The 12,485-nt window shown below is 65.0% G+C and carries 9 protein-coding genes; all 9 read left to right on the plus strand.

Annotated features, from left to right (window positions below; all coding sequences use genetic code 11):
* Positions 1-329: 329 nt before the first annotated feature.
* The 9 genes from betI (at position 330) to CKW13_RS13055 (ending at position 12,461) form a co-directional block, all read left to right on the plus strand.
* Entirely contained in the window at positions 330-923 is a 594-nt protein-coding gene (betI, locus tag CKW13_RS13015; protein WP_095109028.1) for a transcriptional regulator BetI, read from the plus strand.
* A gap of 115 nt (positions 924-1,038) precedes the next feature.
* On the plus strand, positions 1,039-2,511 hold the full coding sequence (gene betB / locus CKW13_RS13020) for a betaine-aldehyde dehydrogenase (RefSeq protein WP_095109029.1): 1,473 nt from the start codon (positions 1,039-1,041) through the stop codon (positions 2,509-2,511).
* Positions 2,512-2,645: 134 nt separating this feature from the next.
* Complete coding sequence (betA, locus tag CKW13_RS13025) at positions 2,646-4,349, plus strand: choline dehydrogenase (protein WP_095109030.1); 1,704 nt, start codon at positions 2,646-2,648, stop codon at positions 4,347-4,349.
* A 208-nt stretch (positions 4,350-4,557) separates the two neighbouring features.
* A complete protein-coding gene (locus tag CKW13_RS13030; protein ID WP_095109031.1) occupies positions 4,558-5,253 on the plus strand; it encodes an RraA family protein in 696 nt (231 codons plus the stop codon).
* A gap of 87 nt (positions 5,254-5,340) precedes the next feature.
* Positions 5,341-6,783 carry a TldD/PmbA family protein gene (locus tag CKW13_RS13035; protein ID WP_095109032.1) on the plus strand — a complete coding sequence of 481 codons (1,443 nt, stop codon included), beginning with the start codon at positions 5,341-5,343 and terminating at the stop codon, positions 6,781-6,783.
* Positions 6,783-8,102 carry a TldD/PmbA family protein gene (locus CKW13_RS13040; RefSeq protein ID WP_095109033.1) on the plus strand — a complete coding sequence of 440 codons (1,320 nt, stop codon included), beginning with the start codon at positions 6,783-6,785 and terminating at the stop codon, positions 8,100-8,102. Before CKW13_RS13035 ends, CKW13_RS13040 begins: the two co-directional genes overlap by 1 nt.
* A 160-nt stretch (positions 8,103-8,262) precedes the next feature.
* Positions 8,263-9,690, plus strand: a complete 1,428-nt coding sequence (mdtD, locus tag CKW13_RS13045) for a multidrug transporter subunit MdtD (RefSeq protein ID WP_095109034.1) — start codon at positions 8,263-8,265, stop codon at positions 9,688-9,690.
* 129 nt (positions 9,691-9,819) lie between these two features.
* The gene (gene dbpA / locus CKW13_RS13050; RefSeq protein ID WP_095109035.1) at positions 9,820-11,205 is read left to right on the plus strand and encodes an ATP-dependent RNA helicase DbpA; all 1,386 of its coding nucleotides are present in this window, start codon (positions 9,820-9,822) and stop codon (positions 11,203-11,205) included.
* 77 nt (positions 11,206-11,282) lie between these two features.
* The gene (locus CKW13_RS13055) at positions 11,283-12,461 is read left to right on the plus strand and encodes an NAD(P)/FAD-dependent oxidoreductase (RefSeq protein WP_095109036.1); all 1,179 of its coding nucleotides are present in this window, start codon (positions 11,283-11,285) and stop codon (positions 12,459-12,461) included.
* Positions 12,462-12,485: the final 24 nt, after the last annotated feature.

Genomic DNA, 12,485 nt, shown 5'->3' on the forward strand with positions numbered 1-12,485 from the left:
GATATAAAGGCACCCCGAAAAAAAGCCCGAACCCATGCGATAGGCACAGACCCGCGACGTTGAAAGCCCACCTCACCACTGCCGGGCCTTTGAGGCCGCGCAGCGCTAAGCAGCGGGGTTGCAACGGTGCGCGCCTGCCCTGGCGGGGTTTCGAGCGTTTGAGGGTGCCGTTTTTTTCATCGCTCACGAGTAGGAAATACCCGTAGGCAGCGACGAATTGTCGCAGAGCTTATTCTTTGTTGATTGAACGTTCAATCAAAACAAAATAGACTGGCCTTCACTCCGGTTGCCGCTTGTCGCCCACCGGAAGGCCTAAGGAGATGTGCAAGATGCCCAAGGTCGGTATGCAACCCATTCGCCGCCAGCAGTTGATCGAAGCCACGCTGACGGCGGTCGATCAAGTCGGCATGGGGGACGCCAGCATTGCGCTGATCGCCCGTTTGGCCGGTGTCTCCAATGGCATCATCAGCCACTACTTTCAGGACAAGAATGGCCTGATCGCCGCCACCATGCGGTACCTGATGAATGTCCTGATCGAGAACGTCGCCGAGCGCCGACAGGCGCTGACAGATGACAGCCCGCGGGCCCATCTGCAGGTGATTATCGAAGGCAACTTCGACGCCAGCCAGGTCAATGGCCCGGCCATGAAAACCTGGCTCGCCTTCTGGGCCAGCAGCATGCACCAACCGTCATTGCACCGGTTGCAGCGGATCAACGATCACCGCTTGTATTCCAACCTGTGCTGCCAGTTCCGCCGCGTCCTGCCATTGCCCGAGGCACGCAGCGCCGCCCGGGGCCTGGCTGCCTTGATCGACGGTTTGTGGTTGCGCGGCGCGCTGTCGGGAGACGCTTTCGACACCGTGCAGGCGCAGCGGATCGCTTACGAATACATGGATTTCCAATTGGCCAAGCAGGTGAGTTAGAGCCCACACAAAACGCTCAACCCCTGAACTGCCGCGCCGCGTTGTTGCCACAACCTTGTGGCCCCACGCGGTGCGGTCAACGCCAACCACTTTATGCACTTGCGAGGACTTAAAAATGGCCCGTTTCGGACTGCAAAAACTCTACATCGACGGCGGCTACACCGACGCTGGCAGCGATGCCACCTTCGACGCCATCAACCCGGCCAACGGTGAAGTCCTTGCCCAAGTGCAACGCGCAACCTTCGACGACGTCGAACGCGCCGTGGTTTCGGCCGAGAAAGGCCAGAAAATCTGGGCCGCCATGACCGCCATGGAGCGCTCGCGCATCCTGCGCCGCGCCGTGGACATCCTGCGCGAGCGCAACGATGAACTGGCCGCCCTGGAAACCCTGGACACCGGCAAATCCTTCTCCGAAACCAAATACGTCGACATCGTCACCGGCGCCGACGTGCTGGAATACTACGCCGGCCTGGTGCCCGCCATCGAAGGCGAGCAGATCCCGCTGCGCACCACCTCGTTCGTCTACACCCGCCGCGAACCCCTGGGCGTGGTGGCCGGTATCGGCGCGTGGAACTACCCGATCCAGATCGCCTTGTGGAAATCCGCACCGGCCTTGGCCGCGGGCAACGCGATGATCTTCAAGCCCAGCGAAGTGACCTCCCTGACCACCCTGAAACTGGCCGAGATCTACACCGAAGCCGGCCTGCCCGACGGCGTGTTCAACGTACTGACCGGCAGCGGCCGGGAAGTCGGCACCTGGCTGACCGAGCACCCGCGCATCGAAAAAATCTCCTTCACCGGCGGCACCGACACCGGCAAGAAGGTCATGGCCAGCGCTTCGAGCTCCTCGCTCAAGGACGTGACCATGGAACTGGGCGGCAAGTCGCCGCTGATTATCTTCGACGACGCCGACCTGGACCGCGCCGCCGACACCGCGATGATGGCCAACTTCTACAGCTCGGGCCAGGTGTGCACCAACGGCACCCGCGTGTTCGTGCCGACCCACCTCAAAGCCGCGTTCGAGGCCAAGATCGTCGAGCGCGTGGCGCGCATCCGCATCGGCAACCCGGAAGACGAAAACACCAACTTCGGCCCGCTGGTCAGCTTCGCCCACATGGAAAGCGTGCTTGGCTACATTGCCAAGGGTAAGGCCGAAGGCGCCCGCGTGCTGTGCGGCGGCGAACGCCTGAGCACAGGCGAACTGGCCAAGGGTGCGTTCGTCGCCCCGACCGTGTTCACCGACTGCACCGATGAGATGACCATCGTGCGCGAGGAAATCTTTGGCCCGGTGATGAGCATCCTCACCTACGACACCGAAGAAGAAGTGATCCGCCGCGCCAACGACACCGACTTCGGCCTGGCCGCGGGCCTGGTGACCAAGGACCTGAACCGCGCCCACCGCGTGATTCACCAGTTGGAAGCAGGCATCTGCTGGATCAACGCCTGGGGCGAATCCGACGCCAAGATGCCGGTCGGCGGCTACAAGCAGTCGGGCGTGGGCCGTGAAAACGGGATCAGCTCGCTGAACAACTTCACCCGCATCAAATCGGTACAGGTCGAGCTGGGCGATTACGCGTCGGTGTTTTAAACAGCCTTGAGCGGCAAGCTTCAAGCTGCCAGTAACCGCAGCTTGGCTTGCCGTAATCCCTGACGCACAGCGCGCTGCTCTTTCTTGCAGCTTGAAGCTTGGAGCTTGCCGCTTAAAGCTCCCCCGGAGTTCCCATGTCCCAAGAATTCGACTACATCATCATCGGTGCCGGCTCGGCCGGTAACACCCTGGCCACGCGCCTGACGGAAGACGAAGGCGTCACCGTCCTGCTGCTGGAGGCCGGTGGCCCCGACTATCGCTTCGACTTCCGCACCCAGATGCCGGCGGCCCTGGCGTTCCCGCTGCAAGGCCGGCGCTACAACTGGGCCTACGAGACCGACCCCGAGCCGCACATGAACGGGCGCCGCATGGAATGTGGCCGTGGCAAGGGCCTGGGCGGTTCGTCGCTCATCAACGGCATGTGCTACATCCGCGGCAACGCCCTGGACTACGACGGCTGGGCGAAAAACCCGGGCCTGGAAGACTGGAGCTACCTGGATTGCCTGCCGTATTTCCGCAAAGCGGAAACCCGCGACATCGGCCCCAACGACTACCACGGCGGCGAAGGCCCGGTCAGCGTGACCACGCCTAAACCGGGCAACAACCCGCTGTTCCACGCCATGGTCGAGGCCGGCGTGCAGGCCGGTTACCCGCGCACCGAAGACCTCAACGGCTACCAGCAGGAAGGTTTCGGCCCGATGGACCGCACCGTCACGCCCAACGGCCGGCGCGCCAGCACCGCCCGCGGCTACCTGGACACCGCCAAGAAACGCGACACCCTGACCATCGTCACCCACGCCCTGACCGACAAGATCCTGTTTGACGGCAAGCGCGCCACCGGCGTGCGCTACCTGGTGGGTTCGGCCGAGGAGCGCGTCGAAGCCCGCGCCCGCAAGGAAGTGCTGCTGTGCTCCGGCGCCATCGCCTCGCCGCAGATCCTCCAGCGCTCCGGTGTCGGCCCGGCGCAACTGCTGCAAAGCCTCGACATCCCGCTGGTCCACGACCTGCCAGGCGTCGGCGAAAACCTGCAGGACCACCTGGAGCTGTACCTGCAATACGCCTGCACCCAACCGGTGTCGCTGTACCCTTCGCTGCTCTGGTACAACCAACCGGCCATCGGCGCCGAATGGCTGTTCAACGGCACCGGCATCGGCGCCAGCAACCAGTTCGAGGCCGGCGGGTTCATCCGCACCCGCCCGGACTTCGAGTGGCCGAACATCCAGTACCACTTCCTGCCGGTGGCGATTAACTACAACGGCAGCAACGGCGTGAAGGAACACGGCTTCCAGGCGCACATGGGCTCCATGCGTTCGCCCAGCCGCGGGCGCATCCAGCTCACGTCCAAGAACCCACGCGACTACCCGAGCATCCTGTTCAACTACATGGCCAGCGAGCAGGACTGGCAAGAGTTTCGCGATGGCATCCGCCTGACCCGCGAAATCATGCAACAGCCCGCGCTGGACGCCTTCCGTGGCCGCGAAATCAGCCCCGGCATCGACGTGCAGACCGACGAGCAACTGGACACCTTCATCCGCGAACACGCCGAAACCGCGTTCCACCCTTCCTGCTCGTGCAAGATGGGCACCGACGAGATGGCCGTGGTCGATGGCGAAGGCCGTGTGCACGGTTTGCAGGCCCTGCGCGTAGTGGATGCCTCGATCATGCCGCTGATTACCACTGGTAACCTGAACGCGCCGACGATCATGATCGCCGAGAAAATCGCCGACAAAATCCGCGGCCGCCAGCCCCTGCCACGCAGCACCGCCGCCTATTACGTGGCAGGCGACGCGCCGGTGCGCGGCAAGCCGTTGCGGGAAGTGAGCCGTACCGCGCAGTAATTGCGTTGCGGCTATCGCGAGCGGGCTCGCCCCACAGGAATCTCCATTTCCTGGTGGGAGCGAGCCCGCTCGCGATAAGGCCCACTCAAGCACTCGCCTAATTCCCACACCCCACCACCCTTGATCCCACAACCTCCCCCGGCCTACTCTAGGCCGCACACACGCTTCACCCCCGCCCCATCCAATACCCCCGCCACGAGGCTTTCTCATGTTTGATGTCGTCTCTTCGAGCAAATGGCCCACCGGCTATCTCATCAACCCCAATGTCGAGCCCCTGGACCCGAAGTGGTTGAAAGAATTCAGCAAGATCCCCGCCGCGGCCGTCAGTGACTGCCTGGGCCGCAATGTCGGCGGCCTGGGCCTCAAAGCCTTCCACGGCAATGCGCCGATGCTCGGCAGCGCCCTGACCGTGCGGGTGCGCCCCGGCGACAACCTGATGATCCTCAAGGCCATGCAAATGGCCCGCCCCGGTGACGTGCTCGTGATCGACGGCAGCGCCGACCTGACCCGCGCCGTGTTCGGCGGCATCATGCGTGCCATGGCCCTCAAGGCCGGGATCGTCGGCGTGGTCATCAACGGCGCCCTGCGCGACCTCGACGAATGGCAGACCGGCGAACTACCGGCCTACGCCATCGGCGGCGTGCACCGTGGCCCAAGCACCGATGGCGGCGGCGAAATCAACGTACCGATCTCTTGCGCCGGCATGCTGGTAGCACCGGGCGACTTGATGATCGGTGACGGCGATGGCGTAGTCGCCGCCGCCCGCGCCGAGTTGCCGGAGCTGCTGGTGCGCTGCCACGACCTGCTGGCCCGCGAACAGGCTACGCTTGCCGCTATCGAGGCTGGCACCCTGGACCCGGACCGCTTCGACGCCATCCTGCGCGCCAAGGGTTGCCCGGTCTGATGCTAAAAAGCATCGCGGGCCAGCGCAGCGCAGCGCCGCTGGCCCGCGATAAGGCCCCCAAGGCCGCCAAAGCCCCAAGGAGGCCCCATGTTCACCGCCCACCCTACTCTCAAAAAGCACTTCGCCGCCCTGCGCACCGGTGCCGAGTTCTTTTCCCTGCGCCATGTGTGCGAGGCCGGCCAGTACCTGGCGGTGCGCAAGAACGTCGCCGCACCGCCGAGCCTGAGCCGCGATGAAGGCGCCATGCTCACCGCCCGGGTCAACGGCGTCGAAGCCTATGCCGCCACCAACGACCTATCCCTGGCCGGGCTGCAAGCCGCCCTTGACCGTGCCGAGCACCAGGCCCGCGCCATCGCCGCCCATGCCTTGCTCGATTTGCGCCAGCAGGCGGTATCCAGTGAGCGCGCCGACTACCTGTCGCCCAACCTCGACCAGGCCTTTCCATCCCTCAAGGACTGCTACCAGGTGCTGGCCGACGAATCCGCCGCCGTGCCCCGCGACGAGCGCCTGGTGAGTTGGGAGGCGAGCCTGGGTATCCGCCACGTCGAGCAGATCTACCTCAACAGCGCCGGCGCCGAGTTGCGCCAGGCACAGCGTTTTATCTTCCCGGGCCTGGAAGTCACCGCCTATGACGGCAGCGACAGCCAGACCCGCACCCTGGGCCGCGAGAACTTCGGCCAGCAGGGCGGCGCCGAAGTGCTCGGCCGCGCCGGCCTGATCGGCGCCGCGCCGCGGATCGCCGACCAGGCCCTGCAACTGCTGCTCGCGCCCAACACCCCACACGGCCCGCGCGACCTGCTGCTGACCCCCGACCAGATGATCCTGCAAATCCACGAGTCCATCGGCCACCCGCTGGAGCTGGACCGCATCCTGGGCGACGAGCGCAACTACGCCGGCACCAGTTTCGTCAAAGCCGATGACTTCGGCACCCTGCAATATGGCTCCGCACTGCTCAATGTGACCTTCGACCCGCTGATCCCCGAGCAACTGGCCAGCTACCGCCATGACGACGATGGCACCCCGGCGCGCAAGGAATTCCTGATCCGCGCAGGGCGCCTGCTGCGGCCCATGGGCGGGGCGCTGTCGCAGTTTCGCGCTGGCCTCGACGGGGTGGCCAACAGCCGCGCCTGTAGCTGGAACCGTGCGCCCATCGACCGCATGGCCAACCTCAACATCGAGCCGGGCGAGCACTCCATGGCGCAACTGGTGGCGGGCATCGAGCGCGGCATTTTGATGTCGACCAACCGCTCCTGGTCCATCGACGACGCGCGCAATAAATTCCAGTTCGGTTGCGAATGGGGCCAATTGATCGAAAACGGCGAACTCAAGGGCGTGGTGAAAAACCCCAACTACCGGGGCGTTTCCGCGCAGTTCTGGCGCAACCTCAGCGCCGTGGGCGATGCCAGCACCCTCAAGGTGTTGGGCACGCCCAATTGCGGCAAAGGCGAGCCGAACCAGGTGATCCGCGTGGGCCATGCTTCGCCGGCCTGCGTGTTCAGCCAGGTGGATGTATTTGGAGGAGATGCCTGATGGCCGAACAATTCAACCACCTGGTGACCTGGCTGCGCGGTGCCCTGCGCGAACCCGAGCAGTTCACCTTGAGCTACAGCGCCGAAACCTCGGCCTTCGTGCGGTTCAACCACGCCAAGGTGCGCCAGGCCGGGCAGGTACAGCAGGCCAGCGTAGGGCTGAAACTGATTGATGGCGGGCGCCACGCCGACCTGGAGATCACCCTGGCCGGTGACCCCGCCGTGGACCGCCAGCGCCTCGCCGAGGGCTTGCAGCAACTGCGCGAAACCTTGCCGCTGCTGGCGCCGGACCCGTACCTACTGCTCAACCACGACGGCTGGCACAGCCAAGCTGTGCAGGCGCAGCTGCTGCCGGACGTCGGCCATGTGGTCGAGCAGATCAGCCGCGCCGCCGCTGGCCTGGATTTGGTCGGCATCTACGCCGCCGGGCCGGTCAGCCGTGGCTTCGCCAGTTCGGCGGGGGCCTTTGGCTGGCACGAGGCCAATAGCTTCAACTTCGATTTCAGCCTGTTCCACGCCAATGGCGAAGCGGTAAAGGCCAGTTACGCCGGCCACGCCTGGAGCGACGAGGCCTTCGCCCAGCGCTTTGCCCTGGCGCGCCAGCAACTGGACTACCTGGGCCGGCCCTTGCACGCCGTGGCGCCGGGCCAATACCGCGCTTACCTGGCGCCGGCGGCCATGGAAGAAATCATCGGCCTGCTGGCCTGGGGCGGTTTTTCCGCCCAGGCCATCGCCAGCAAAAGCAGCCCGTTGCAGCGCCTGTATGGCGGTGAGCAGGCGTTCAGCCCGCTGCTGAGCCTGGAAGAGAAGGTCAGCGGTTCCCTCAGCCCGGCATTTTCCGGCGAAGGCTACCCGCGCAGCGACCTGACCCTGATCCGCGCAGGCCTGGCCGAAGCGCAACTGGTCAGCTCGCGCAGCGCCGCCGAGTACGGCTTGAGCGCCAACGGCGCGGGCGGCGGTGAAAGCCCCGGTGCCCTGAGCATGGCCCCCGGCACCCTGGCCCAGGCTGATATCCTGGAGCAATTGGGCACCGGCCTGTACATCAGCAACCTGTGGTACTTGAACTACTCGGACCAACCGGCCGCACGCATGACCGGCATGACCCGCTTCGCCACGTTCTGGGTGGAAAACGGCCAGATCCAGGCGCCGGTCAGCACCATGCGTTTTGACGACAGCGCCTACAGCCTGCTCGGCTCGCACCTGCTGGCGCTGACCCGCGAGCGCGAACTGCTGCTGTCGGCCAGCACCTACAGCCAGCGCCACACCGACTCGGCGCTGCTGCCGGGGGCACTGGTGAGCCGGTTGACGTTGACGCTGTAAACCACTATTTCCATGAAAGATCCGCACGGTGGGCGCGAGCCAGCTCGCGATAGCAGCCTGCTAGTCGATCGCTTAGGTGGCTGACACTCCACTATCGCGAGCAGGCTCGCTCCCACAGGAGATTGGCGGCGCATCACACTCCCGATAACAGCGAGGCCCCATGCCCAACCGCCCAGCCCTTGATGCCACCACCGCCCGCTGGATCCCGTGGGTGGTGGCCATTGCGTTTTTCATGCAGTCCCTGGACGGCACCATCCTCAACACCGCGCTGCCGGCCATGGCCCGGGACTTGGCCGAAGACCCGCTGCGCATGCAGGGCGTCATCATCGCCTACATGCTCACCGTGGCCCTGTTGATCCCGGCCTCGGGCTGGATCGCCGACCGCTTTGGCACCAAAAAGATTTTCTTCGGCGCCATCTTGCTGTTCAGCCTCGGCTCGTTGCTGTGCGCGCTGTCCAATAGCCTCGGCATGCTGATCGGCGCGCGGGTGGTGCAGGGCCTGGGCGGGGCGCTGATGTTGCCGGTCGGCAGGCTGGTGGTGCTGCGCGCCTACCCGCGCTCAGAGTTGGTGCGCATCATGGGCTTCATCACCATCCCCGGTTTGCTCGGGCCGTTACTTGGGCCCACCACGGGCGGCTGGATGGTGCAGTACCTGTCCTGGCACTGGATTTTCCTTATCAACCTGCCCGTGGGGCTGATCGGCTGCTACGCGGTGTGGCGCTTTATCCCGGACCTGCGCGGCAGCGAACGCACCCGCTTCGACGGCTTCGGCTTTTTGCTGTTTGGTGCTGCCATGGTGCTTATCACCATCGCCATGGAAGGCCTGGGGGAACTGCACCTGCCCCACCTGCGGGTGATGCTGTTGCTGTTCGCCGGCCTGGCGTGCCTGGCGGCGTACTGGCTGCGGGCCGGGCACGTGGACACGCCGCTGTTCGCCCCGGCGCTGTTCAAAACCCGCACCTTCGCCGTGGGCATCCTGGGCAACCTGTTCGCACGCCTGGGCAGCGGCGCACTGCCGTTTTTGGTGCCGCTGTTGCTGCAAATAGCCCTGGGCTACTCGCCGTCCCAGGCGGGGATGAGCATGCTGCCCCTGGCCGCCGCCGCGATGCTGGCCAAGTCCGTGGCACGGCCGTTGATCGAGCGCCTGGGCTACCGCGTGGTGCTCACCGGCAACACCCTGGCCCTGGGCCTGATGCTGGCGAGCATGGGCCTGGTGAGTGAGCAAACGCCTTACTGGCTGTTGCTCCTGCAACTGGCGGTGCTGGGGGCGATCAACTCGCTGCAATTCACCGCGATGAACACCGTGACCCTGATCGACCTCGACGACGCCAGCGCCAGCAGCGGCAACAGCCTGTTGTCGGTAGTGGCGCAATTGGCCCTGAGCCTGGGCGTGGCTTGCGCCGGGGCGCTGCTGGGCGGCTTTACCGGGCAAAGTGGCAGCGGTGAAGTCAGCACCGTGCTCGGCGCGTTCCAGTTGACCTTCCTCACCGTCGGCGTGATGGCCATGCTCGCGGCAGCGATATTCCTGCAACTCTCGCCGACGGACGGAAAACGCGCCCGGCCGGCTCAGGAGCACATAGAGCATTAGCAGCAGCGGCAAGGGGTGAGCTTGTCGCTCAGTGCTTGCGGCTGCCCCCTCTCCCCTCGTCAGGAATATGCGAGAAGTTCGCGGGGGGGCTGTTACACTGCGCGACATTTTGTTTTGCAGGCCCGTCCCGTGACCACCATCGCCACCGCTTTTAATACTTTGCCGCTGTCCGCCGCCATGCTGGCTAACCTCGACTCCCTCGGTTATGCCCAGATGACGCCGATCCAGGCGCAGAGCTTGCCGGTGATCCTCAAAGGGATGGACCTGATTGCCCAGGCCAAGACCGGCAGCGGCAAAACCGCCGCTTTTGGTATCGGCCTGTTGAACGCGATCAACCCGCGCTTTTTCGGCTGCCAGGCCCTGGTGATCTGCCCGACCCGCGAGTTGGCCGACCAGGTGGCCAAGGAAATCCGCCGTTTGGCCCGCGCCGAAGACAACATCAAGGTCCTGACCCTGTGCGGCGGCGTGTCGTTCGGCCCGCAGATCGCCTCGCTGGAGCATGGCGCGCACATCATTGTCGGCACGCCGGGGCGCATCCAGCAGCACCTGCGCAAGGGTTCGCTGGTGCTCCACGGCCTCAATAAGCTGATCCTCGATGAAGCCGACCGCATGCTCGACATGGGTTTCTACGACTCCATCGAAGAAATCATCGCCCAATGCCCGGAGCGCCGGCAGACCCTGCTGTTCTCCGCCACTTACCCGGTGGGCATCAAGCAGTTGGCCTCCAAGTTCATGCGCGACCCGCAGCAAGTGAAGGCCGAAGCGTTCCACGACGACAGCCAGATCGAACAGCGCTTCTACGAAATCTCCCCCGAGGAGCGCATGGACGCGGTGGTGCGGGTGCTGGCGCATTTCCGCCCGGTGTCCACCGTGGCGTTCTGCTTCACCAAGCAGCAAGTGCAGGAAACCGTCGACCACCTGAGCGCCAAGGGCATCAGCGCCGTCGGCCTGCACGGCGACCTGGAGCAGCGTGACCGCGACCAGGTCCTGGCGATGTTCGCCAACCGCAGCACCTCGGTGCTGGTGGCCACCGACGTCGCGGCCCGCGGCCTGGACATCGATGCCCTGGACATGGTCATTAACGTTGAGCTGGCCCGCGACTCGGAAATCCACATCCACCGCGTTGGCCGTACCGGCCGCGCCGGCGAAAAAGGCATCGCCATCAGCCTGGTGGCACCGTCCGAAGCGCACCGCGCCCAGGCCATCGAGCAGTTGCAAAAAGCCCCCCTGAGCTGGGACCAACTGGACAACCTGCCGTCCCAGGGCGGCGCACCGCTGCTGCCGCAGATGAGCACCCTGTGCATTGGCGCCGGGCGCAAGGACAAAGTCCGCCCCGGCGACATCCTCGGCGCCCTGACCGGCGACGCGGGCATCCCCGGCGCCCAGGTCGGCAAAATCGCGATCTTCGACTTCCAGGCCTTCGTCGCCGTGGAACGCGGCATCGCCAAACAGGCCCTGCAACGCCTCAACGACGGCAAGATCAAGGGCCGCTCGTTGCGCGTGCGCATCTTGTAATAGCAAAACCCCTTCCCTGTGGGAGCACGCCCGCTGCCACAGTCAGGTTTGTAGTCAGACACCAAGAGGACACCGCTTTGCGCTCTACCCAAGTCGTCATCATCGGCGCTGGCGCCGCAGGCCTGATGTGCGCGCTGACCGCCGCCGGGCGCGGGCGCGAGGTGCTGTTGCTGGACCACGCCAACAAGGCCGGCAAGAAGATCCTCATGTCCGGCGGCGGGCGTTGCAATTTCACCAATATGTACACCGAGCCGGGCAATTTCCTGTCCCACAACGCGCACTTCTGCAAATCCGCCCTGGCGCGCTACACCCAATGGGATTTCATCGCCCTGGTGGCCAAGCACGGCGTGCCGTACCACGAGAAAAAACTCGGCCAACTGTTCTGCGACAACAAGGCCAGCGACATCCTCGCCATGCTCCTGGACGAATGCGAACAGGCGGGCGTCAAGCTGCATCTGGACACGAGCATCGAGCAGATCGCAAAACTCGACGGCGGCTATCAACTCGCCACCACCCTGGGCGAGGTGCGCTGCCAATCCCTGGTGATCGCCACGGGCGGGCTGTCGATCCCCACCCTGGGCGCCACCGGTTTCGGCTACCAAGTGGCGCGCCAGTTCGGCCACGAACTGCTGCCGACCCGCGCCGGCCTGGTGCCGTTCACCATCACCGACCAACTCAAAGACCTGTGCGCCGAGCTGTCGGGCACTTCAGTCGATTGCCTGGTCAGCTGCAACGAGCAGAGCTTTCGCGAAAATATCCTGTTCACCCACCGCGGCCTCAGCGGCCCGGCGATCTTGCAGATTTCCTCGTTCTGGCAACCGGGCGACTGCGTGGAAATCAACCTGCTGCCCGACCACGACGCGGCGCAGTGGCTCAACGAGCAACAGGCCCAACGCCCCAACAGCGAACTCAAGACCCTGCTGGGGGAGCTCTTCACCAAGAAAATGGCCAACCTGCTGGCCGACCACTGGTTCGTCTCCAAACCGATGAAGCAGTACACCCACGGCGAACTGGCGGCCATCGCCGAGAAACTGGCGAACTGGCGCCTGGCGCCGGCCGGCACCGAGGGCTACCGCACGGCGGAAGTGACCCTGGGCGGCGTGGACACCCGCGAAGTGTCGTCCAAGACCATGGAATCGCTGAAAAGCCCTGGCCTGTACTTTATCGGCGAAGTGCTGGACGTCACCGGCCACCTGGGCGGTTTCAACTTCCAGTGGGCGTGGGCCTCGGGGTATGCGGCGGCGCAGTACGCCTGACACCGGTGCAAGCGCAGCACCAAC

Source organism: Pseudomonas sp. Irchel 3E20, from assembly GCF_900187645.1.
In the GTDB taxonomy this organism is placed as follows: domain Bacteria; phylum Pseudomonadota; class Gammaproteobacteria; order Pseudomonadales; family Pseudomonadaceae; genus Aquipseudomonas.

Excerpts from the sequence above, each read along its gene's own strand:
- betI (WP_095109028.1), top strand. The coding sequence starts at position 330 with ATGCCCAAGGTCGGTATGCAACCCATTCGCCGCCAGCAGTTGATCGAA.
- CKW13_RS13030 (WP_095109031.1), top strand. The coding sequence starts at position 4,558 with ATGTTTGATGTCGTCTCTTCGAGCAAATGGCCCACCGGCTATCTCATC.
- CKW13_RS13035 (WP_095109032.1), top strand. The coding sequence starts at position 5,341 with ATGTTCACCGCCCACCCTACTCTCAAAAAGCACTTCGCCGCCCTGCGC.
- betA (WP_095109030.1), top strand. The coding sequence starts at position 2,646 with ATGTCCCAAGAATTCGACTACATCATCATCGGTGCCGGCTCGGCCGGT.
- betB (WP_095109029.1), top strand. The coding sequence starts at position 1,039 with ATGGCCCGTTTCGGACTGCAAAAACTCTACATCGACGGCGGCTACACC.
- mdtD (WP_095109034.1), top strand. The coding sequence starts at position 8,263 with ATGCCCAACCGCCCAGCCCTTGATGCCACCACCGCCCGCTGGATCCCG.
- CKW13_RS13040 (WP_095109033.1), top strand. The coding sequence starts at position 6,783 with ATGGCCGAACAATTCAACCACCTGGTGACCTGGCTGCGCGGTGCCCTG.